We start from the raw sequence: 23,940 nt of genomic DNA, 5'->3' as shown, positions 1-23,940 counted from the left end.
ACATGAAAAGGAAACCGTCGTATGAAAGGAGGAATAGTTGTGAACACATTTTGTAAAGTATGGGTAAGGGTGCTGATATTAATAATGATGTTGCCCGATGCAGGCGCTGGGGAGATCCACTCCGTTGCGGATACTCCCAAAGAAAATGTGCAAGAATCTGTTAAAGCGACAAGTCAACCCTCCGGAGAAATGCCCCGGCTGGTTCCCTGGTTAGATTACACCGGCGGTCTGTGGCATAGCGCTGGACTGACAGGAGACTGGTTTGGCAGCCGTCAGCAGTTAATGGACAAGGGCATTCGGTTCGACATAAGCCTCATCCAGACGCTCCAGGGAAACTGGGCAGGCGGAACGGATTATGATTATCCTTACCAGGGGAACATGCGATACGGCGTGCAGCTTGACACGGGAAAGGCAGGTTTGTGGCCGGGCGGCTTGTTTGTTGCCCGCGGAGAAACCCGGTACGGAAACAGTAACAACCTGAAAACCGGTGCACTGCTTCCTGTCAACACGGCATCACTCTACCCGGTGCTGGAAAAGGATGTCACTGCACTGACAGACCTCTATTACATGCAATTTCTGGCGCCCTGGGTTGGCGTTATGGCGGGAAAGATGTCCCTGCGCGAGTCAAATGTTTTTGCCAGCAATGAAACCGAGCAATTTATGAATACCGCATTCAATTTCAACGCCGCCCTGGCAACCACGTTTCCGCTGGTCGCACTGGGTGGTGGTGTTATTTTCCACCCTGCCGACTGGCTTACGGTCTCCACTCTGGCAATTGATTCCGAAGGGACGGCAGATCACAGCGGATTTGACACGGTCTTCGAAAGAGGGACAACGGTCTATCAGAATGCTGAGTTTAAGATCAAGCCCTTTGGCCTTACCGGACATCAGCGTATTGGGTGGACTTGGAGCGACAGGAGCCGCATCCAGTTTGGACAGAACCCCCGTAATCTTATTGCAGCCATCATTACTAAATCAACTGCAGGGCTGGAACGGAAGGGTCACGACGGGTCGTTCTTGTATGACTTTGATCAATATCTGTACACGGTTCCCGGCAAGAAAGATCAGGGATTTGGTCTGTTTGGCCGATTTGGGTTAACCGATGGCGAAGTGAACCCGGTTCAGGAGTTTTACAGCATCGGCCTTGGGGGCAAGGGGATGATTCCGGGCCGTGATAACGACAGCTTTGGGATAGGATATTACTATCTGGCCATCAGTGATAAACTCCCCCGAGTCATCGAAAGGCGGACACAGGATGAACAGGGCGTGGAGCTCTACTACAACATTGCCATAACCCCCTGGTTGCATATTACCCCTGACCTCCAGATCATTGAACCCGTTAAGGAAAATGTGGATACAACCGTTGTGGCGGGGTTGCGGATGAAAATCGATTTCTGAGAACAAAAGGGAAGCGGGCAGACCGGAAAATCCCAAAGGGATGACATGATTATAGAAAAAAACGCACCACCCTATTCAACCCCGCAGGGGTGAAATAAGACGAAAAATGAATGTACCATGCCACCCCTACGGAGTTATCCGTAATTGCATGACAATATCGTATTACCGTATAAAATCTTTTTTTTGCAAGTTTTTTCATAATCCCTTTTCAGGAGATATCGTTTTTTACGAGTGAAAGATTGCTTCGCGGAGTTTACACGGAACAAATCGGATGTGACCGCAATGACAACGTGTAATGTGCCATCAAGGTGCATGGCCGGTGTCCTTGCGAGAGCCTTTTTCGAAGCAATCCCCCCGCTTTCGTAAAGAAAATTCGTTTGCGGTGTGCTGCGCCAGGCTATAATCATAACATCCCTTCGGGATTACTGGGGGGGCTTGTTGCTGGTGCATTACTAAGCTTTATCGGGCATTTTACCTTTCATATCCTGGGGAATATTGCAATAGCCGTTGTGGGCGGTGTAATACTTGTTGCAATTATTCGTTTTTTTCGCAGAAACTAAAGCGAGGTGACGATGATGTTTTGTTTAATTTTTACAGGCCACTGTTTCCCTCCTTTTTAATGGGAAATTATATCCCACGGTATCCCGTGGAAAACAGGTTAAAGAGTTATAGGGTCGAAGCTTTGCTGTCGAGGTGCAAGAGCGTTCATATTTCATAACAGCGCATACTTCGCACTTACGTGTGCCCGTAAACCTCCCTGTCGAAGGAGAAGTCTATGAAAACCCTCAGCACTCTTTTTGATATTTTTTGTTTTGCCTTTGTTTTATTTTGTATTTTTTCTGCATCGATTCGTTTAGAGGCAACAGAAATAGCCTTGCAGAAAGAAGGTGACATCTTGGGTACTTTTGCGGTCGGTAAAAATCCGGTACGGGCACTCTTTGATGGAACACATATTTGGGTTACCAATATTAACAGTGACACGGTAACAAAGTTGCGAGCAAGTGATGGATCCACGCTGGGTAATTTTCCGGTAAGTTCCGGTCCATTAGATATGGCATTTGATGGGACAAATATCTGGATTACAAATGCCAGCCGTGGCAAAATAACAAAATTACGGGCAAGTGATGGTACGATACTCGGTACGTTTGACGCAGGGAATTTTCCTTTTGCAATTGCCTTTGATGGAACCAATGTCTGGGTAACAAATCAAAGCGGAAATACGGTGATGAAATTTCGTGCGAGCAACGGGGAAAAATTGGATACGTTTGATGTGGGTACAAGCCCACGTGATATAATATTTGATGGAGAGAACATCTGGGTAGCAAATGCAAGCAGTAACGATGTAACAAAATTGCGAGCCAGTGACGGCGCAGCATTAGGCACTTTTCGGGTGGGTTTCGGGCCACGGGGCATTGCCTTTGACGGAAAAAATATATGGATATCAAATTTTAACAGCGCGAATGTAACGAAATTACGGGCTCACGATGGAGCAAAAGCCGGCACCTATGCTGTAGGGGATAATCCACGGGGCATTATTTTCGATGGTACGTATATCTGGGTGACAAATTATAGCAGCAATACGGTAATGAAGTTGAGCATCAGCGATGGCGCTATCTTAGGCACCTTTCAGGCAGGCGCAGGCCCCTTAGGAATTACGTTTGACGGTAATGATCTCTGGGTAATTAATTATTCTGACAATACGGTGATGAGGATGAAACGGGAGTTACCTTAACCCGAACACGTTGGAAAAGACAAAATCCCTGTCTGCCCCTGTCTCTCCGACAGGCAGGCAAAGTACGAAATTCGTGAGTCATCCCTGACAGGGTGAATTCTATTCAGAGGTAATTCAGGGGATCTAATTTTTGGAGGACGGGCATGAACGTAATTACGTGTGGCAAACGAATTCTTAACGGGATCATAGCGCTTATAGGATGTCTGGTGGCAGTCATTTTCACGATCATCCTGATTCGCGGTTTTGACGCCCGGCGTATGCCGGATTTAAAGATATGGCACACGACGCGTCTGACTCCTGAATTCAATGCCCGAGATATGAAACCTGGCTTCACCTTTGAGGACTATCTTAGGCAGGAGGAACGACTCTTCGAGAATTTAACGGTACTGGTTGACCAACGAATTGCCAGAGAAGATCAACACATTCTCAACCGATATTTCACAGGATCCGTCTGCCATCCCGACCGTCAGGAAAAGAATTGGAACAGGACTTTCGAGCTCTCTCCCAAGCATCCGAAAGGTGGCGTTCTCCTTTTGCATGGATTGTCGGACAGTCCTTATTCCATGAAAGCCCTGGCGCATATTTTTTACCGGCAGGGGTATTATGTCCTGGTTCCCCGATTACCGGGACACGGAACAATCCCGGGAATGTTGATGCGTGTCACGTGGAAGGACTGGGTAGCAGCAACTGATCTGGCGGTGCAGCATGTCCGTTCTGTAACAGGCCCCGATTTGCCATTTTTCCTCGGCGGGTATTCCAATGGTGGATTGATCGCCGTTTATTACACGCTGAGTAGTGTCAATGACGAATCCATGATAAAGCCCAAGAGGCTTTTTCTTTTCTCACCAGCCATTGGCATCACCCGGTTTGCTGCGTTCTCAGGCTGGCATCGGGCGCTGAGCTTTATCCCCTACTTTGAAAAAATTGCGTGGGAGTCCATCGGTCCGGAGTATGACCCGTTCAAGTATAATTCGTTTCCTAAAATTGCTGGCCATCAACTGTATCAAATGATACAGTTAACACAAAAAATGATCGATCAGTCGAAGAAGGATGGAAAACTGGAACGGCTTCCACCTGTTCAGACGTTTTCTTCCGTGGTTGATTCCACGGTTCTTACCCCTTCGCTGGTGACACACCTGTATAATCGGCTCGCGCCAAACGGACACGAACTGGTTCTTTTCGATGTGAATCGATTTTCTGCGCTCGAGCCCTTTATCAAAGACCGTCACGAGGCCTTTTTAAACAGCCAGAAAGGAGCTTCCTCACTTCCGTATGCATGGACACTCATCACGAACCAGACATCGGACACCCTGCGGGTCGTTGCTGAGACGCACAATACCGGGTCCGATGCCATTACCCTTGAACCCCTGAACCTTGAGTGGCCACGAGGGGTTTATTCCCTGTCACATGTAGCAATTCCATTTTCTCCCGAAGACCCCCTTTATGGCAACCGGGAAGACTTGAAAAAGAAGGGGCTTTTCGTTTTAGGAATGGTTGAACCACGGGGAGAAAAAGGTGTTTTAGAAGTCCCTGCCGATCAATTAATGCGTCTCCGCTATAACCCTTTCTTCACGTATATGGAACGACGCATTATGGAATCGATGTAACAGGCAAATCGAAGGCTTGCCGGAATCGGAGAGTTTGGTTACAGACATTTATTGTCTTGGGGCAGATATTATCCGATGAGTTATCAGACGATATGCCACCAGGGAAATCACCAATCCCACAAAAAATAGTGCTATCAGAAGAGCGCAGGAGCGAAACAGTTTTACAGTAAGTACATCTGCTTCTTTTCTCACGTGGGTGGCTGTATGCTCTAATTGGCCAAGGAGGCCGTTGATTTTTGATAGCTCTCCCTCAAGACTACGGAAAAGATTTTTTCGTTCCTCAGTAATACGGTCAGGTAGAATTGATACTGTCTGAGAAAATCGTTCTGTTGACGCGCTAAAACGGGAAATATCTTCAAAGAGTCCTTGGCTTTCAGGTTCCTGGAGTATGCGGTTATAAAGCATTTCCATCTGCCACCGCATGATAATGGGAAAACGCTCCATCTGAAACATGCTGCGGTCGGCAAAATCACGAAGCGCCTCTACTTCCCGGATAGCCGGATCAAGGCTGCTGAAGGGATCGAAGACCAGGATGCCTATCAATTCAGAACCCATGTTCGTTTGCTTGCCAACGCCAGATTTTGCACGAATATTTGTGTATTCCGCCAGGCGTACATTACCTACAAGAATACTTTTCGGATACTTTTCGTGACATGCATAAATGTATTTCCTGAGTTCGCTCAACTGTTCCCGGGTAAGATAGCGGCGCGCAATTTCCCACCCCTGCTGTTCCAGGCGGCGGAAGGTGTTTTGCAGAATCTGGGCGTGGGCACCGAGTACATGCTCAACGGTATCGTCTTCCATTGCCATGCGGCCAAGGGATACCATGGTCACCATGTCGATCAAATTAGCCTTTGGATTCGGTCCCGTGGCGATCTGAATTGCACTGGTACAGTAATGTATACGCCAAAGGGTAGTATCTACACGGGCCTGTGGTGTACCGGCAAGGCCTGATACTTTATACGTCGTATCAGCAATCTTATCAAAAAATACTTCGGCAAAGTTGATAACTTCGGTGCGAATGATAGCTAACTGAGGATCAGGCCGGGGCGTAATTAATCTTTGTATCGTGCTACACCCCTGAAGCATGAAGAATACAAACAGCGCTATTACCATAACCCACTGCATGCCTTGTATCTTTCGTACCATGATAATATCCCGGTATTTCATAACACAGCACAGCCGCAACCAAAAAAGCCCAACCACAAAGAACATGAAGTTTTACACAAAGATCGCAAAATTCCATGGATTATCCTTTTTGTTCCGTCTTTTAGTTTGGCAACATTAAAATTTATCTGTAATCCCCGTTTGTAATTCCCTAACTTCATATCGGTAAGCGCCTGAGCAAGCTGCACGTTATTCAGTATGCCTACGCTTTTTATTTCGATCACTAATTTCTGTAACCACATTCTAATCTTGCGTCTTTAAAAAACAGCGACCCGCCAATTTTATAATACTTACACTCCTTGTATGCGCTTTCCAGCAGACCAGGGCCAGGCGCATTGTGAACTTCTATTGCCATTCCTGTTACTTTATGTGCAATTTCATTTTCTGTCATTGTGTTCTTTGTGGCTACTCATTGTATCCCCTATGGTCGAGTCTTTTCGATTTTCAATTTCGATAACCTCAATCGTCTGTTTCGCTATCTCGCGCTCCTCGTCAGTCGGTATGACAAGGATCTTGACCCTACTATTCTCTGCCTGGATTTCCCTGACACCATTGTCCGCAGCGTTGTTCCTGCGCACATCTGGGATGATTCCAATGCCCGCCAGCCCCTCGCATGATTTATTCCGCACGATAGCAGAATTCTCACCAATGCCCCCTGTAAAGACGATAGCGTCTACGGAGCCAAGAGCGGCGTAATACGCGCCAATATATTTCTTGACCCGGTAACAGAACATTTCAAGGGCGAGCGCCGCCTGAGCATCTCCCCCGTTGGCGCGGCTCTGGATATCCCGCATGTCGTTCGTTCCGCAAATGCCCGTAAGCCCGCTCTCCCGGTTCAGAATGTCTTCAATCTCTTCAAATGACCTGCCTGTTTTTCTCGCCAGATAAAAATGAACAGCAGGGTCCAGGTCTCCGCAGCGTGTTCCCATAATGAGTCCTTCCAGCGGCGTCAGCCCCATAGAGGTATCTACGCTCTTTCCCTTTTCAATCGCTGTCGCGCTGGCTCCGTTGCCAAGATGAAGCGTGATGAGATTCAGCTTATCAAAAGGGATCCCCAGATAACGCGATGCCTCCTTTGCCACATACTGATGCGAGCTTCCGTGGAAGCCGTAACGGCGGACACCGGCCGACTGATACAGATCATACGGCAGTGCATAGTGAAATGCCATCGGCGGCATCGTCTGATGGAACGCCGTATCAAATACGGCCACCTGCCGGACACGGGGCAGGAGATCCTGCATCACTTTAATTCCCCGCACGTTAGCCGGATTGTGGAGCGGGGCCAGCGGAATAAGCTCCTCTATCGTCCTGAGAACCGTATCGTCGATGATCACAGGTTCCCTGAACTTCTCACCTCCGTGCACCACACGGTGACCAACGGCGAAGACCTCTGTCTCCATACTGCCAGATTGCGCCCTGCTGCTTACTTCAAAAATAAAGGAGAAACCTTCACGATGGTCAGCAACCGGCCGTGTCTCAACAATCTCCTTCCACGTGCCGGAGGAACTGAGCCATCGGTGCTTCAGCCTGCTGTCTGGTGTTCCTACGCGCTCCAGAATCCCTTTTGACGCAGACGACAAGCCGTTCAGATCGAATGTTTCATATTTGATCGAGGAGCTCCCCGAATTGATTACAATCACCCTCATGCGGTAGTTCCTCCGTTCTGCGACTGAATGGCAGTGATCGCTATCGTGTTCACAATGTCTCTAACCGTGCCTCCACGGCTGAGGTCATTCACCGGCTTGTTGAGCCCCTGCAGGATCGGGCCAACAGCCACGGTATTAGCAGACCGCTGGACAGCCTTGTAGGTGTTGTTGCCGGTATTCAGGTCAGGAAAAATGAATACGGTTGCATGACCGGCGACCTCACTTCCGGGAATTTTTGTCTTCGCTACACCAGCATCAACTGCCGCATCGTATTGTATGGGACCCTCGATCTTCAGATCGGGACGGCGCTCTCTTGCTATTCTGGTCGCCTCCCGTACCTTATCTACCTCCGTTCCTTTACCTGATTCTCCGGTAGAATAGCTGAGCATGGCAATAAACGGCTGTACGCCGAACATGAGAGCGGTTTTAGCAGAGCTGATTGCAATATCAGCCAGTTGCTCCGGGTTCGGGTCCGGGTTAACGGCACAGTCTCCAAAAACAAGCACGCGGCTGGCGAGACACATAAAGAACACACTCGATACAATCGAACAGCCCGGTTTGGTCTTAATAATCTCAAAAGCAGGCCGGATCGTATGCTGGGTCGTATGTACAGAACCCGATACCATGCCGTCTGCTTCCCCGAAATAGACCATCATTGTGCCGAAGTAACTGATGTCGGATATGGTATCATATGCCATCTGGGGAGAGATTCCTTTGTGCTTGCGGAGTTCGAAATAGGCATCGGCATAGGCCTGGCGCCGGGCGGAGTGTATAGGATCAATCACGTTTACACCGGGCAGGGAAAGACCAAGGTCGGCTGCTTTCTGCCTTATCTCCTGTTCGTTTCCGAGAAGGGTGATCGAAACGACATCGCGCATCCTGAGGATCTCCGTCGCCCGCAGGATACGCTCTTCCGTGCCTTCAGGGAGAACTATATGCCTGCGATCAGATTTTGCCCGCCGGACAATCTCGTATTCGAACATAAGCGGTGTTACCCGTTCAGAATGGGCTGTTGATATGCGATCCATAAGTTCTCGGGAATTCACCTTTTCCTCGATAATGCCAAGCGCCGCGGCAATCTTCCGCGGATTGTCATAGGAGAGTACGCCCTCCAGAGAGCTTACATTCCGGGCGGTTGTGTACGTGTCAGCAGGTACGGCAATCATGGGAACAGATGATTGCCGCAGCCCCTCAACAAGTCGCCATACCTGAGATGCCAGCCTGATCCCGCCGGTAAGTAAAATACCGGAGATGTGGGGGTACGTATTCGATGCGTCGGCAAGGAAACTGGCAAGGATGATGTCAGAACGGTCGCCGGGCGTTATAATAAGGCTCCCCTCTTCAATATGCTCCAGGAAGTGGGGCAATTCCATGGCAGCAATCTTGAAATTCAGCACCTCACGGTTGAATCTCTCGTCATGTCCGCTCAGACGTTCAGCGCCAAGCGCCGCGGCAATTTCACCAACTGTCGGCTTCTCGAGAATCTGAATCTCGGGAAGCACATAGACAAGAATATCCGCAGGCACCACCCGTTTTAGCTCGTTATTGACATCCTTAGCAAGATGGGCGGGAACGCGATTGGCGATCACGGCGAGCACATCGCAGCTTCGCTCTTTGATCGACTCCAGGAGTCCTTGCGCTGCCCTGACAATCTGGATGGCGTCCCTGCCGTACCCTTTAACAACAGGCAAAACGAAGCATCCGAGATTGTTTGCTATTTTAGCATTAAAGTCAAATTCGAGGGCAGTTGCCGGGCCGGTAAAATCTGAACCTGCACAGACGACAAGGTCATATTCCTCCTGAAGAGCACGATACTTCTCCAGGATCAATTTCAGGAGATCGTCACTCCTGTCCTGGAGAATCATCTCCCGCGCAACCTCATAACTGCAGCCATATACCTTTTCATAGGGAATAGCAGGATCATACCGTCTGGTGATAAGGGCAGTGATAGGGTCGGGGTTTTTGTCGTCCAGGACTACGGGACGAAAAAAGCCAACCTTGCTCCTCCGTCCGGAAAGAATCTCCATTATCCCGAGAACGACAACCGATTTTCCGCTCCGCGGCTCAGCGCTGGTGATATAGATACCTTGATTCATAGCCATCTCCCGCCCTACCGGGCATTTTACAGTAAGTTGTATACTCCGTTATCCGGGTTAAATAGTGCCGTGTGCTTTTTTTCTATGATCATGTCATCCTTTCGGGATCCTCCCGCCTGTCCATTTCCCCTGTTATACCCTTAGTATTCTAAGAAAAGATCTCTGTCATCAAAAGTTTCTTTATAAAATGAACACAAAAAGAACGTTATCATTGCGAGCATTGCCCGGTGTAAACTCCGCGAAGCAATCCGGGCACGGGAGATTGTTTCAGGCTGTCGTCCTCGCAATGACACTTGCATGTATACTTATTTGTTATGCTCACTACAGTTACTTCAGGATATTCAAGCCTTTTCTGAATACCCTCTAAAAGAAAACGTTTGTCATTTCCTATGTCCCGCGCGCCAACAGACAAGGACTACCAGTGAGCGCGACTGAACGGGATATACTGCTTCCCTGACCGCAACCGTTTCATCCCAGGAAAGGATGTCCTCCGGCGATTCACGGGCAGTATCGATCCACTGTCTCCAGCCCTCATATTCAAGTCCGGAGACGGGGGGGACTTCGAATTCCATATCTTTCCAGTACGCATTAATCATTATATGGAACATGAAGCTGCCTCTTATACTCTTCACGGTCAGGGCGATAGCATGGGAGTCTATTCCCCAGTCGGGTTGGTTGAGCTTCACACCGTGCCAGGTTATTTTCGCCTGCTGAAGAAGCTGGTTTAAAGACAATCCAAGGTCCTTCAAAGAAACGTCCCTGCGCAGGCGGGCAGTGATAAGATGCCTGACAAATCTGAACACGTCGGCATGTTTCTCAACAAGTCCCCAGTCAAACCAACTGATCTCATTGTCTTGTCCGTAGGCATTGTTATTTCCTTGTTGTGTTCTCCGGACCTCGTCCCCCATAAGAAGCATCGGCGCCCCCGCTGCGAGCAGGGTAATTGCAAAAAAGTTCTTCACCTGACGATTTCTGAGTCGCCCGATCTGAGGATCGTCCGTCTGGCCTTCGATACCGCAATTCCAGCTTAGGTTGTCATTGTTACCATCCCGGTTTCCTTCTCCGTTCGCCTCGTTGTGTTTCTCATTGTAAGAGACAAGGTCATTCAGGGTAAACCCGTCATGGCATGTTACGAAATTGATACTCTGTTCGGGTTCCCGCTCTTCATGTCCATAAATATCAGGACTGCCAAGCAACCGGGATACAAATTTTGAAACCGTGCCGTTGTCTCCCTTGAGAAAGCTTCGCACGTCATCCCTGAATTTTCCGTTCCACTCCTTCCAGCTATCTCCAATGAAGCTGCCCACCTGATAAAGCCCGGCAGCATCCCATGCCTCGGCGATCAGCTTAACGCCGGACAATACCGGATCTGTCTCGATATCCCAGAGGACCGGGGGATTCTCGAGTGGCTGACCATTTTCATCTCTGGAGAGGATCGAGGCGAGATCAAAACGGAAACCGTCTATATGCATCTCCTGAACCCAGTAATGAAGGCTGTCGCTGATCATGCGTCGGACGTAGGAACTGCCCGCATCGAGCGTATTACCGCACCCTGTATAGTTACTATAATATTGCTTGTCGGATTCGAGTATATAATAGGCATCATTTTCGAACCCCCGGAAAGATAGTGTCGGTCCTTCGTGGTTACCCTCAGCCGTATGATTATACACGACATCAAGGATCACTTCGATCCCGGCGCGGTGGAGCGCCTTCACCATATCACGAAACTCATCGATCGGTCCCAAAGGGTCTTTATCCGAACTGTAGGCAGGATGGGGTGCAAAGAATGAGATGGGTGAATATCCCCAGTAGTTCTTAAACCCTGCTGGTGCATCCTGATTGTCGTAGTGATATACCGGCAGCAACTCAACTGCAGTAATACCGAGGTCCTTAAGGTAAGGAATTTTTTCAATCAGGCCAGCGTAAGTGCCCCGTTTTTCCGGAGAAACACCTGAATTCGGATGAGCCGTGAATCCGCGAACGTGCATCTCATAAATGATCGTACGCACAAAGGATTGTTTCAGGGGCTGATCACCTTCCCAATCATACATGCGAGGGTCGGTTACCACGCTCTTCATCGCAACGCCACAATTGTCGCCGGGCTGACTTGCCGCGGCGCGGCTGTATTTTTCAGGAATGACAACTGCCCTGCCGTAAGGGTCAAGCAGCACCTTGTTCGGATCGAAGCGCATGCCGCGCTCAGGCATATAGAGACCGTGGACGCGATATCCGTAGATCTGACCCTGACCGATATCCGGGACAAAGACATGCCAATAATGGTATGTCCTGTTCTCCCGAGAATCCAGCAGGATTGAACGGGAAGGGCGGTTATCATCTGCATGGTTAAACAGCAGCAACTCTACAGAGGTCGCGCTCTTCGAAAAGACACTAAAATTGACGCCACCCGCTAATACCGTTGCGCCGAGGGGATAACTATTACCTCTCGTTCTGTCGATCATGGCGCTTTCCCCCCTCCTTTAGCCGGTTTAATCTCCCAGATAGTATCGCAGTATTCCCGTATCGACCGGTCTGACGAAAACCTCCCCATTCGCGCCACGTTCAGAATTGACATGCGCATCCAGCGCTCCTGGTCGCGATACGCCAAACCCACGCTATCCTGGCAATCGACATATGACTGATAATCAGCCAGGAGCAGGAAAGGGTCCTGGTTCAGGAGATTTTCCACCAGAGGTCTGAAGAGTTCTGCATCACCACGTGAGAAATGCCCTGACCGGATCTGATCGATAACCTCCCGAAGGTGCGGGTTTGAGTCATAATAATTCCTGGGATGATAACCCTTCACCTTCTGATTGATCACCTCGTCAGCGGTGAGACCGAAGAGAAAGAAATTTTCCTGCCCAACCTCCTCACGGATCTCCACGTTTGCTCCGTCAAGGGTACCAATAGTGAGGGCGCCGTTCATTGAGAATTTCATATTGCCGGTGCCTGAGGCCTCTTTGCCTGCAGTTGATATCTGCTCGGAAAGCTCCGCAGCAGGATAGATATGCTGTGCATTCTTCACATTGAAGTTCGGGAAGAAGACTACCTTTAGCCTTCCTGCCACATCCTGATCTTTGTTTATCACCTCGGCAACGGAATTGATCAGCTTAATGATCAGCTTTGCCATAAAATAGCCGGGTGCGGCCTTTCCTCCAAAGATAAAGGTGCGGGGAACAATCTCCCGTCCCGGGTCTTTCTTGATGCGGTTGTACAACGTGATAATGTTAAGTACGTTCAGATGCTGCCGCTTATATTCATGAATCCGTTTTACCTGAATGTCGAAGAGCGAATCAGGATTCGTCACAACACCGGTTCTTTCCTGTATGATCGCAGCTAATCTGGATTTATTTTTACGCTTGACCTTTCTCCATTCCTCCCGGAATTCCGCATCATCTGCCAGGGGCTCTATCTTCCTGATTTCGTCTTCAAAATTTTTAATCCATCGGTCACCTATCCTCCTGGTAATCAGAGCCGCGAGTTCCGGATTACTCAGGGCAATCCAGCGTCTTGGGGTTACACCATTCGTCACGTTTACGAAGCGGTCAGGATAAAGAGTGTGCAGGTCTTTCAGAACGGTTTCGATAAGAAGTTTGCTATGCAAAGCTGACACTCCATTAATCCGATGACTTCCCACAGCAGCAAGATGCGCCATGCGGATGTACTTCTCGCCGCTCTCGTCGATGAGCGAAAGACGGGCAACCAGACCGCCATCTCCGGGATTTCTGAGGCGGACTTCGTTGAGAAACCTGCGGTTGATCTCATAGATGATTTCGAGATGACGCGGGAGCGTACGGCTGAACAGAGGCAGCGGCCATTTTTCGAGCGCTTCGGGCAGCAGGGTATGGTTGGTATATGCCATCATTTTCCCGGTTATCTGCCATGCCTTGTCCCAATCCATCAGATGCTCATCCACCAGGAGGCGCATGAGTTCCGCTATGGCGATTGAGGGATGGGTGTCATTCAACTGCACGGCAAAGCTCTCGGGAAGTGTCTCAATGCCTTTTCCCCGTATAAGGTGAATGCGAATCATATCCTGAAGTGAGCAGGAGACAAAAAAATACTGTTGAACAAGACGAAGGGTCTTTCCCGTTTCAGGTTCGTCGTTTGGATAAAGAACCTTGCCTACCGTTTCGGAAACGATCTTCTCATTCACCGCCTTGTAATAATCACCATCGTTGAATGCCTGAAAGTCAAAGGATTCCACAGCCTCCGATTTCCATAGCCTGAGTATGTTCACCCTATCGTTATGGTAGGACAGAATCGGAGTGTCATAAGCAAATCCCTTAACCACATGATGTGGAATCCATCGAACCCGGAAACATCCCTTGTCATCAAGATAGTGCACCGTTTGCCCGCCGACATTCACCTCATAGAAGATCTCCGGCCTGCTGATCTCCCAGGGATTACCAAGGGAAAGCCACTTATCGGTCTTTTCAATCTGCCGTCCGTCATGAATTTCCTGATTAAAGACGCCAAACTCATACCGATTACTATATCCGATCGCCGACACATTCAACGAAGCGAGGGAATCCATGTAGCAGGCGGCAAGCCTTCCAAGGCCGCCATTGCCAAGACCAGGTTCCGCCTCATTCTCAAGCAAAACGTCCAGCTCCAGGTCAAGTTCTTTCACTGCTCCCCGCATCTGGCCGGTAATCCCCAAATTCATGAGATTGTTACCCAGGTGCGGTCCCACCAGGAATTCTGCCGAAAGGTAGCTAACAATTTTCATCTCAGAGCTCCGAATGCCTTTGTGTGAGCGGATAAAACGACTCAACATCCTGTCTCGAACCGTATAAGCTACGGCCATGTACCAGTCATTCGGTGTGGCAAGTTCCGGCGTTCGCCCCTGGATATAGTAGAGATTATCAAGGATTGCCTGTTTCAATGAGGCAACACTTGTCCCGGTCCTGGTGTTCTCCCCAATAGTAACTGTCGATAAATCACGTCTCTTTTTTGATCGTTTTGCCATGCATATCCTCTTTTATCAATGATAAATTTTCACATAGACAGCCTTCCGCATGAATATATCGTATTACCACATAAAGCCTTTCTTTTTTGCAAGTTCTTTGACAATTCACTTCACCCCCTTTCCTAAGAGGGACTTATTTGCGGCTGTACACTATTGTTCAATTTACCATTTTAAAGAGCGTCCTTCAATGTTTTTTACCCTCCGTGACCGGAGATAGCACCGTAGCCGGAGCAGGCGAGGTAGCTAACGCTGGAAATTTCTGGTAAATCCTATTCGTTTAGATGCAATACACAATTTTTTAAAAAATCCGTAACTCTGGTGATTTCTCCTCTCTCCCCGTGCAGTAAGACACAAGAGGCTTGGGTTATCCTCACGGTATATTCGGGATATAATAGTACTCCTGAAATGATGTCATTATTATAAGATAGCGCGGCAAGGCACAACCAAACATCGTCTATCATGGCGAAACAAAGGGAGTGCAAAATATTTACAAAAAAAATTTTTTACGTGGTTTTGCTGCAATGATAATCCTATTCTGGACTGTGATAAGGTAAAACCAGAAAAGAAGAATTATGGTGCACAAAGGCTCTGAGAGGACAGGTCTTCATATACCCCTGATCCATACATGGTAAGTTAAGAATCCAGAATCACCCTCAAATCCCTTGTTCTTGAACAGATACCTTACCAGATGACCGGTATTTGTCCGTGGCGGGGTTTAGGAGTGGGTTAGACCCTTTCGCCGCTTTAACTATCCTGTTGTTTTGTAGGGGCAGGTTTGAAACCTGCCCCTACATTGCTGGTTCAGGAACTCCTGGATTTTATTTTGAAAATCATGATATTCCGAAGAATTATCTGGAATCTACTTCGTCACCGCAATTGATTTCCGGAAGAGCACCAGGCTATATGCAAAGAACCCAAGACCGATGGCCGTTACCATAAGGAACTGCAGCCACACCGCACTTAAGCCACCGCCACGATAGATGATCACCTGCGAGAAGCTGACGAAATGCCGTGTAGGCAGGAAAAAAGTAATGTATTGCAACCACTTGGGCTGGCTCTCGATGGGTGTTGTGCCACCCGAAAGAAGCTGCATCAGAACAACGACCAGGACGATCAGCAGCGCAAACTGAGCCATGGATCGCGAAATCGTGCCCAGGAATATCCCCAGCGCCGTCGTGTAGAACAGATAGAGCACAACTCCACAGAACCACAGGGAAATCGAGCCGGCAAACGGCACCTGCAGCACAGCCTTTACGATCAGGAAGAGCGAAAAACCCGTCGCAACGAGGATCATCAGGCCGTTAGCCCATACCTTCGCCATGGCGATTTCGAACGCGGAAAGCGGCATCACCAGCAGGTGTTCCAGCGTCCCGTGCTCGCGTTCACGGATTACCGCTGCGCCCGTCAGGACGACCGTTAACAGGGTCACCTGATTGATAATGGCCACGATGCTGGTAAACCAGGAAGATATCCCGTTCGGGTTGAACAACCGGCGAACGATCAGATTGACAGGCTCGCGCGTCTCCTCGTCCGTGCGTTTGAGAAAAGTTGTCAGGCGCTGGTTGATGATGTTTTTAATATAGTCCGCACCAATACCGGCCTGCTTCATTGCCGTTGCATCTACGTTCACCTGAATATCCGGATTCCGGCCGGCGCGAAGGTCAGATTCAAACATGGTCGGGATCACGACCACGAACATAAATTCACCCCGGTCCATGGCATCTTCCACCTCCCGGGCCTCAATATACTGAGGGTTCTGAAAATATGGCGGCAGGAAGGCATTGAACAGCTCCTTGGACAAGGCGGAACCGTCCTCGTCCACAAAGGCGATAGATGCGTTGTTGACCTGAGTCGAGGTGCCCGTCGCCTGGACGTAGATCGCCATGGTGAACGCATAGCAGAGGAAGATTACCATGACGATATCGCTGAGCAGGCTGACAATTTCCTTGAGTCCAAGCCAGAGGATGTTCAGGAGTGATTTCATCGCTATTTCTCCTGCTTTCTCATATTCACAACACTTATCGCCAGGAGAATCGGGATGCAACAGGCCAGAAAAATAACGTCATGCATCAGCAGATCAGGTCCTAGCCCCTTGGTGTACGCACCCACGCTGGCGTGCATATAGTACGTTGTCGGCCAGATCGAGCCAACGAACCGGGCCCGGCCCTCAAGTGTCGAAACCGGCTGTAACAAACCCGAGAATTGGGTAGTCGGTAAAAGGGTTAGAATCGCCGTGACAAAGACAGCCGCTACCTGACTGCTCGTAAACGTCGAGATGAGCATGCCGATGCCGGTTGTTACGATAAGATACAGTAGCGTGCACATCGTCAGCATGAGAAAACTCCCCTTGATGGGGACACCGAAGATGATGAGCGCCATAGCAGCCAGGACAAAGTAGTTCATCATGCCGATCACAATGTAGGGGAGTTGCTTTCCCATGAGGTACTCCAGCCTGCCTGTTGGCGTGACATAGAAGTTGATGATTGAGCCAAGCTCCTTTTCGCGCACAATGCTGACCGCCATGAGCACCGCTGGTATCAGCACCAGCAGCAGGGAGGGGACGCTCGGCACGATCGAGTAGATGCTTTCGAACGTGGGATTGTACATAAAACGCGTCTGGTAATTGGCGGTATACTTGTCGGGGCCTGCGGACAATCCGCTGGCGGGGTCGTGCATCAAGGTATTGTGCACTCCTTTCGCATACTGTACGATTGTCTCGCCACGGTAGGGGTCTGCCCCATCCACCGACACCGAGACATCTGGTTTAGAGCCTCTGCGGAAATCTCTTCCAAAATCCGGCGGAACTTCAACAACCAGCGAGATGTCATTCGATTGCAGCCTTTCCAGCGCCTCTTCGGCGGATCTGATTGGAGGCCTAAGACTGAAGTAGCGCTGAGACCCCGCGAACTGTTCCAGATACAGACGGCTTTCCGGCGACTGATCAAGGTCGAGCGAGGCATAACGAATGTGTTCGACGTCGGAGGTAATTCCAAAGCCAAAAACGATCATCAGCAATGCCGACCCAATGAAGGCAAAGGCCAGACGCACCGGATCGCGGCGGATCTGCATAGCCTCATTGTTCGTGTAAGCGAGCATGCGAACGAGGCTGAACCATCGGGTACGGTGTTCCAGAGACGTCTGCTTTGCCGCAGGCTTCTCGGTCGGAGGTGTGCTGGCCATTGTCTTGTTCTTGCTTTCGTCTTTTGCCGCAGCATCACCAATGGCGTCTTCCATGTAGCCAATGAAGGCATCCTCAAGGGTATCCGTGCCGCGCTCGCTGATGAGCTTCTGCGGAGCGTCGCACGCCAGCACTTTGCCTCCGTGCATCAGCGAAATCCGGTCACAGCGCATCGCTTCATTCATGAAATGGGTGGTGACGAAGATCGTTACGCCTTGTTTCCGCGAAAGATCGATCAGGAGTTCCCAGAAGCTGTCCCTGGCCACCGGGTCAACCCCCGACGTGGGCTCATCCAGAATCAGCAATTCCGGCTCGTGCAGAACGGCAACCGCCAGAGAAAGACGCTGACGCATGCCCAGAGGCAGGTCCTCAGCCAGCGAATCGATATGCGCACCCAGACCAAATTTCTCCACCAGCTCCTCGATACGGGCCTTGGCCTTATCGGGAGGAATGTGATACAGGCGCGCATCAAGCACCAAGTTCTGGCGCACGGTCAGTTCTCCATAAAGCGAGAATGCCTGGGTCATGTAGCCGATGTGATTCCTCACCTCAATGCTTCCGGCTTCGATCGACTGGCCGCCAAAGAGCGCCGCAGTCCCTTCGGTGGGAGGCAGCAATCCCGTTAGCATCTTCATGGTCGTAGACTTGCCGCAACCGTTGGAGCCCAGGAAGCCAAAGATCTCGCCACGTTCGATAGACAGGCTGACGTGATCAACCGCAGTGAAACTGCCAAAGCGGCGCGTCAGGCCCTTGGCCTCGATGACGATTTCCGATTTTGAGTCCACCCGCGGCGGGATGGTTATCTCTTTATGGCCGGTGCGTTTCTCCTCCGGCAGCAGGGCGATGAAGCATTGTTCCAGATCTCTGGTGTTCGTTCGTTTCATCAGGTCAGCCGGCGTGCCGGTCGCCAGCACCCGTCCGGCGTCCATAGCAACGATCCAGTCCCATCGTTGCGCCTCGTCCATGTAAGCGGTAGAAATGACGACGCTCATGCTGGGGCGACCCTTGCGAATATCGTCAATGAGCGACCAGAATTGTCGCCGTGAGAGCGGATCAACGCCGGTAGTGGGTTCGTCGAGGATGAGAAGGTCCGGTTCGTGAACCAGCGCGCCACAAAGTCCTACCTTTTGTTTCATTCCACCTGAGAGTTTGCCGGCAGGACGTTCGGGAAATGGGCCAAGTCCGGTGGCATCGAGCAGTTCTTTGATGCGGACCGGACGCTCAGCGGCAGAGAGTCCGAAGAGCCTTGCCATAAAGTCGACGTTTTCATGAACGCTGAGTTCCAGGTAAAGATTCTTGCCCAGCCCCTGAGGCATGTAAGCAATCCGCGGACACACGTCGCCCCGATGTTGTGCATCAGCAATGTCCCCGCCCAGGACAGTCACGTTTCCCTGTTGCAGCTTCTTGGATCCGGCAACGATAGCCATGAGCGTGGATTTGCCGACGCCATCAGGCCCGATAATGCCGACCATGAGGCTGCCTGGAATGTCGAGGGAAATGCCATTGAGCGCCGCAACGCTTCCATAACGATGGGTAACGTCCTTAATGGAGACCACCGGTGCGCTAGTTGATTGAGACGCGGGAGACGCCATGGATCAGATATCCTCCTATTTAAAAGTATCAACGATTGGGTTTTATATTATACCCGAGAATCTGACAGGGCGGCACGGACAAGCTGTTCTTGTCCATATTTTGTAATACTGCTAAATATCGTGTGCTTGCCATGATCAGCCTTGGTTTGTCTATCCAAAATTTAAAATGGATATTTCACCAACAACATCGTGCAAGTTCAACACGGACAAACGGAGTTTGTCCGTGCCACCCTCTTTATCAATCTAAATATTCACTGATTGTGAACCTTGTTATTCCCTCCGTCAAGCTATTAAAAAGAGGATGAAGCGTCAGAATCGTTGCGGAATTCTTTACCAGTAGGGTTTTTTCAGAACCGGCACGTCCCGTGCCGGCAACGGGTTTAAATTTTCCGGTTTCGGCGATGGCGGCGGTAACAAACTGCCCCAGTCCGTCCGCTTTCGCATCTCTGCCTGCATACTTTCTGATATAACGGATTGACCCTGGCGCAACTCCCAACCCCCGCCCAATGCCTTGTAAAGAGCGATCAAATTCGTGACAACGGATGAGCGCGTCTCGGCCAAACGAATTTCCTCCTGCAATAAAGCGCGCTGTGTATCCAACACGCGCAGATAGTCCACAACGCCCTCCCGATATTGCACCAGGGCTATATCCACCGAGCGATGGGCGGCTTGTACGGAATTTTGTGTAAATGCTGTGGCTTCCTGGGCTTTGAGAAAGCCAATCAGGGCGTCTTCCGATTCCTGGGCAGCCCTGAGCACGGTGTTTTTGTAGTTGACGATCAATTGCTGAAACCGTGCATCCTGAACGCGTATGTTGTTCTCTATACGACCGTAATTAAAAAGCGGAAACTGCACCTGGGGGCCAAAAGAATAGAAGAGACTTGCTGCGTCAAAGATATTATCAAAGCTCGCATGATTGGACTGCACCCCACCCTGGCTGCTGCTTTGAAATCCTATCTCGCCAAAAAGTGAAAATCTGGGATAGAGATCCGCTTTGGCAATGCCAATGCGGGCACACTGTGCAGCGGCAGAAAGCTCGGCGCTGCGGATATCCGGGCGCCGCCGAAGCAATTCGGCCGGTATGCTAACGGCTACTTCTGCAGGCGCCGCTGGAATTCCTTTGTGTCCATCCAATACTGCCTGGATTGCGCCCGGCGGTTGACCCAGCAGGGTACTCATGGCATTTTGCGCCTGACGCAGCCCGCTTTGCAGCTTAGGTATGGAAGCGCGGGTGCTTTCCAGCAATGTGCGGGCCTGAGCTACATCCAGTTCTGTGTTGACACCACCGTGGAAACGGGACTCGGCAATTCTTAATCCCTCCTCCTGAAGTTTGGCGTTTTCCCGGGTCAGGTCAATGAGCACATCAAAGGTTCGAATCACCGTATAGGTGCGGGCAACTTCCGCGGTGAGAGAGACAAGGGCGTCATCGTAGTCAGCCTCCGTGGCAATTAAATTGGCGTGGGCTGCCTGCACATCCCGTCGAAACTTTCCCCAGAAATCCAATTCCCAGACCGCATCAAAACCCACCTGATAATCCAAAAGATTTCGGTCCCGAAAGGAACTATTGGGCGCATTTTCACTAATACCCTCCTTGGTTACACCTCCAAAGACCTCCTGCTGCTGGGGAAACTGACGGCCGATGGCAATACCCACCCGGGCGCGGGCTTCCAGAATTCTCAGGCCAGTAATCTGCAGTGGCAGATTTTGCTGATAGGCAAGCTTGATAAGCTGATCGAACGCCGGGTCATTAAAGACTTTCCACCACTGGCTGTCAACGGCAGTCTGAGTTGCTACCCGTGAGTCACCTTTTTCGCTCCAGTTTTCCTGGATTTTGGCTTCCGGTTTCACAAAGTCCGGACCTATCGCACATCCGCTCAGCGCCAGCACCATGCACAACAGCGAAACTGCGCCGGCAATGGCCCAACGTCCTCTGTACATCGTTGGCTTTGTATCGTTCTGACTGCAGTACATCAAGGCACCTCCTTGGGGTTTCCAGTCGTCTTTAAGTGCGGCGACAGGAGATTCTGCAGCCAGTGCGGCCAGACTGCGGATTCATCCACCTTGACGTAACCAACACCCCGGACGCCTGTCTTTACGTAACCCATGTAAGAGACGGCCAGTTCTTCAGGTACCTGTATCTTGACGCGGAACATCAGCTTCTCACGCTCACTGCTTGTTTCGACCTGTTTGGGAGTGAATTGAGCCTCAGGTGACACGAAGCTAACGTATCCGGCTACTGCCAGGCCGGGAGCATGGTCAAGGGTAATCCGGCCTTCGGCGCCAATCTTTAATTTGGCTGCCTGTTGTGAGGGAAGGAATATTTCCATATAGATGTCCTTCAAGTTCACCAACGTGAGCGCTTTCCCGCCAGGAGCCAGGACCTCTCCAACTTCGGCCAGGCGATACAGCACCCTGCCATGAACTGGGGACTTGAGCGTTGCATCGTCGATGCGGGTCTGAATCGTCGCTACATTTGCCTGAGCGACTTCGACCTCCTGCTTAGCGGTTTGCAGTTTCGCTTCCTCTTCCGCAAGTGAGGCCGTGGTTGTTTCCAATGCCGTTTTGCGGACATCGTACTCCCGCTGCGTGCCGGCGCGTTCTTCAACGAGTTTTCGGGTGCGTTCGACCTCAATCTTGGCAAGTTCTATCTCACTTTTCCGCCTGACAATGCCGGCGTTGGCAATCGCCAGGCGCTCCTGCGTGGCGGCGACGTTTGCCTTGGCTGTCGCCAGCTCGGCATCCAGCGTGATGGTGTCCAGTCTTACCAGCACCTGACCTGGCTCGACGCGGTCACCTTCGTCGACGAGGATTTCCTTGACCCTCAGCGGTTCCTTAGCGGCTACATCGACCAGCTTGCTCTCGATCCGGCCGTTACCCGAGGCAATTCCCTCCGGCAGCGCGAATCTCTTGGCCTTCCAATACTGATAGCCGAAGAACGCACCGCCTGCGATAACGACTACCGGAATGATCCACATCAGATGATATTTGGAAACAATTTTAGACATAGGAGACTCCTTTAATTTCCCTGGTACATTTTTTTCTTTTCAGGAACTGTTTTTATTTATAATTCCGTGCGTTTCTTCATGAATAATGCCGCATTTTTTTCTCAAGACATACAACATGCTGCAAAGACCTGTCGGCCAGCACCTATATAGCAAAAATCCACACCTTTAGCAAACAATTTTTCCCCTGTTAACATTTGCAACCATAACAAGCCCGTTAAAAGCCGAACCACGAACTTTTCCGCCCGCAACACCAACAACAGAAATCTTCATAAACTCCTTCATTTCAGAGAAACAAGGCATTCCTGTATCATCTCAATCCGCTGGCGCTGGCCTTGCTTCTGACACGAATACGCCTACCGGCAACACCATTATCTTTTGCTCGTAAATTCGCGAAGAATAAACCTTTCTATAAAAAGATTTTTAACTGCACTCGGTGGCTTTTCCCGCACAACCCAAAACGGAGAGTTTATGCTTTACCATATCTTTGATAGCCTCTCTGGCCGCCCCAAGATACTTCCGAGGGTCGAACTCACCGGGTTTTTCCGCAAAAACCCGCCGTATGCTGGCAGTCGTCGCCATACGCAGGTCGGTATCGATATTGACCTTGCAGACCGCCATTTTTGCCGCCCTGGAGATGGCGCTCTCAGGCACACCCATCGCATCAGGCATCTTGCCGCCATACTTGTTGATCAATTCCTTAAACTCGGGCAGTACACTGCTTGCCCCATGCATTACCAGCGGAAAACCGGGAAGTTTTTTGCCAACGGCCTCAATTACGTCAAAGGCGAGTTTTGGTTCTGATTTGAACTTGTACGCGCCGTGGCTCGTGCCGCAGGCAATAGCAAGCGAATCACAACCGGTCTTTTCAACAAACTCGACAACCTGATTGGGATCGGTCAGGTGCTTGAATACATCATCGGCGCTTATGCCGACAACATGCTCTTCGATTCCACCGAGCTGGCCTAATTCGGCCTCAACGGCCACCCCGCGGGCGTGGGCATACTCAACGACCTTCCTGGTTAGCCTGACATTCTCCTCAAACGGGAAATGAGAGGCATCGATCATGACGGAAGTATACCCGTCATCAACACACTGCTTGCACAGCTCAAAGGTGTCGCCATGGTCAAGATGCATGCAGACTGGAATATCAGGATTTTCCTTTACTGCGACATCAATAATAGCCCTCAGATAACTTATGCCGGCGTATTCACGCGCTCCCTTTGAAATCTGAAGAATAACGGGCGCTTTTTCTTCCTTCACGGCTGCCATGATGCCCTGAGTAATCTCCAAATTGTTGACATTGAATGCGCCAATAGCATAGCCATTCTTATAGGCCATCTGAAACATTTTCTTTGTCGATACAAGCGCCATAAAAACTCCTTTCCTTTAAATTTTATAGGATTACCCTGTAAAATCTTTTCTTTTTTGGCAAGTTTTTTACAACCCCCTTCACTCCCTTTACTAAGGGAGAACTCCGAAATCCCCCTTAGTAAAGCTTATCTTTACCCACATTTTCTACTGGACAAATGCTGGCGGAGATAATGAATGAG

The 23,940-nt window shown here is 50.2% G+C and carries 16 protein-coding genes; 4 read left to right on the top strand and 12 right to left on the bottom strand.

The genetic code is table 11. The features are described 5' to 3' along the window. Positions 1-21 precede the first annotated feature (21 nt). The 4 genes from BIY37_RS05195 (at position 22) to BIY37_RS05180 (ending at position 4,737) form a co-directional block, all read left to right on the top strand. Positions 22-1,398: a carbohydrate porin gene (locus BIY37_RS05195; RefSeq protein WP_070066777.1), complete on the top strand. Its 1,377-nt coding sequence runs from the start codon at positions 22-24 to the stop codon at positions 1,396-1,398. A gap of 377 nt (positions 1,399-1,775) precedes the next feature. After that, positions 1,776-1,958, top strand: coding sequence for a GlsB/YeaQ/YmgE family stress response membrane protein (locus BIY37_RS13120; RefSeq protein ID WP_143299182.1), 183 nt, complete (start codon positions 1,776-1,778; stop codon positions 1,956-1,958). A 215-nt stretch (positions 1,959-2,173) separates the two neighbouring features. Beyond that, positions 2,174-3,130 (top strand): YncE family protein, encoded by a 957-nt coding sequence (locus BIY37_RS05185; protein WP_070066775.1) that lies wholly within the window; start codon positions 2,174-2,176, stop codon positions 3,128-3,130. Between the two features lie 143 nt (positions 3,131-3,273). Then, positions 3,274-4,737 (top strand): alpha/beta hydrolase, encoded by a 1,464-nt coding sequence (locus tag BIY37_RS05180; RefSeq protein WP_070066774.1) that lies wholly within the window; start codon positions 3,274-3,276, stop codon positions 4,735-4,737. Positions 4,738-4,785: 48 nt separating this feature from the next. Here BIY37_RS05180 and BIY37_RS05175 read toward each other — a convergent pair whose 3' ends face one another. From BIY37_RS05175 to fba, 12 genes are all read right to left on the bottom strand, one after another. Beyond that, positions 4,786-5,886 carry a hypothetical protein gene (locus BIY37_RS05175; RefSeq protein WP_143299181.1) on the bottom strand — a complete coding sequence of 367 codons (1,101 nt, stop codon included), beginning with the start codon at positions 5,884-5,886 and terminating at the stop codon, positions 4,786-4,788. 17 nt (positions 5,887-5,903) lie between these two features. Then, positions 5,904-6,146: a GxxExxY protein gene (locus BIY37_RS14290; protein ID WP_070066772.1), complete on the bottom strand. Its 243-nt coding sequence runs from the start codon at positions 6,144-6,146 to the stop codon at positions 5,904-5,906. Beyond that, positions 6,128-6,295, bottom strand: a complete 168-nt coding sequence (locus tag BIY37_RS13665; protein WP_201789397.1) for a GxxExxY protein — start codon at positions 6,293-6,295, stop codon at positions 6,128-6,130. Before BIY37_RS13665 ends, BIY37_RS14290 begins: the two co-directional genes overlap by 19 nt. After that, a complete protein-coding gene (locus BIY37_RS05165) occupies positions 6,282-7,550 on the bottom strand; it encodes an acetate kinase (RefSeq protein WP_070066771.1) in 1,269 nt (422 codons plus the stop codon). The genes BIY37_RS13665 and BIY37_RS05165 overlap by 14 nt, the downstream gene beginning before the upstream one ends. Continuing rightward, positions 7,547-9,646, bottom strand: a complete 2,100-nt coding sequence (pta, locus tag BIY37_RS05160; protein ID WP_070066770.1) for a phosphate acetyltransferase — start codon at positions 9,644-9,646, stop codon at positions 7,547-7,549. Before pta ends, BIY37_RS05165 begins: the two co-directional genes overlap by 4 nt. A 380-nt stretch (positions 9,647-10,026) precedes the next feature. Then, positions 10,027-12,105 (bottom strand): glycogen debranching protein GlgX, encoded by a 2,079-nt coding sequence (gene glgX / locus BIY37_RS05155; RefSeq protein WP_070066769.1) that lies wholly within the window; start codon positions 12,103-12,105, stop codon positions 10,027-10,029. Further along, positions 12,102-14,615, bottom strand: a complete 2,514-nt coding sequence (locus tag BIY37_RS05150) for a glycogen/starch/alpha-glucan phosphorylase (protein WP_070066768.1) — start codon at positions 14,613-14,615, stop codon at positions 12,102-12,104. The genes glgX and BIY37_RS05150 overlap by 4 nt, the downstream gene beginning before the upstream one ends. A gap of 859 nt (positions 14,616-15,474) precedes the next feature. After that, positions 15,475-16,599 (bottom strand): ABC transporter permease, encoded by a 1,125-nt coding sequence (locus BIY37_RS05145; protein WP_070066767.1) that lies wholly within the window; start codon positions 16,597-16,599, stop codon positions 15,475-15,477. A 2-nt stretch (positions 16,600-16,601) separates the two neighbouring features. Then, the gene (rbbA, locus tag BIY37_RS05140; RefSeq protein ID WP_070066766.1) at positions 16,602-19,385 is read right to left on the bottom strand and encodes a ribosome-associated ATPase/putative transporter RbbA; all 2,784 of its coding nucleotides are present in this window, start codon (positions 19,383-19,385) and stop codon (positions 16,602-16,604) included. Between the two features lie 330 nt (positions 19,386-19,715). Then, positions 19,716-21,356 carry an efflux transporter outer membrane subunit gene (locus tag BIY37_RS05135; protein WP_201789396.1) on the bottom strand — a complete coding sequence of 547 codons (1,641 nt, stop codon included), beginning with the start codon at positions 21,354-21,356 and terminating at the stop codon, positions 19,716-19,718. Next, positions 21,356-22,390, bottom strand: a complete 1,035-nt coding sequence (locus BIY37_RS05130; RefSeq protein ID WP_070066765.1) for an HlyD family secretion protein — start codon at positions 22,388-22,390, stop codon at positions 21,356-21,358. The genes BIY37_RS05135 and BIY37_RS05130 overlap by 1 nt, the downstream gene beginning before the upstream one ends. A gap of 420 nt (positions 22,391-22,810) precedes the next feature. Next, positions 22,811-23,761 carry a class II fructose-1,6-bisphosphate aldolase gene (fba, locus tag BIY37_RS05125; protein WP_070066764.1) on the bottom strand — a complete coding sequence of 317 codons (951 nt, stop codon included), beginning with the start codon at positions 23,759-23,761 and terminating at the stop codon, positions 22,811-22,813. Between the last annotated feature and the right edge of the window lie 179 nt (positions 23,762-23,940).

Origin of the sequence: Candidatus Brocadia sapporoensis, from assembly GCF_001753675.2 — a bacterium.
In the GTDB taxonomy this organism is placed as follows: domain Bacteria; phylum Planctomycetota; class Brocadiia; order Brocadiales; family Brocadiaceae; genus Brocadia; species Brocadia sapporoensis.
Note: the sequence above shows the minus strand (reverse complement) of the source record. Positions and strands in the feature narration are given on the sequence as shown.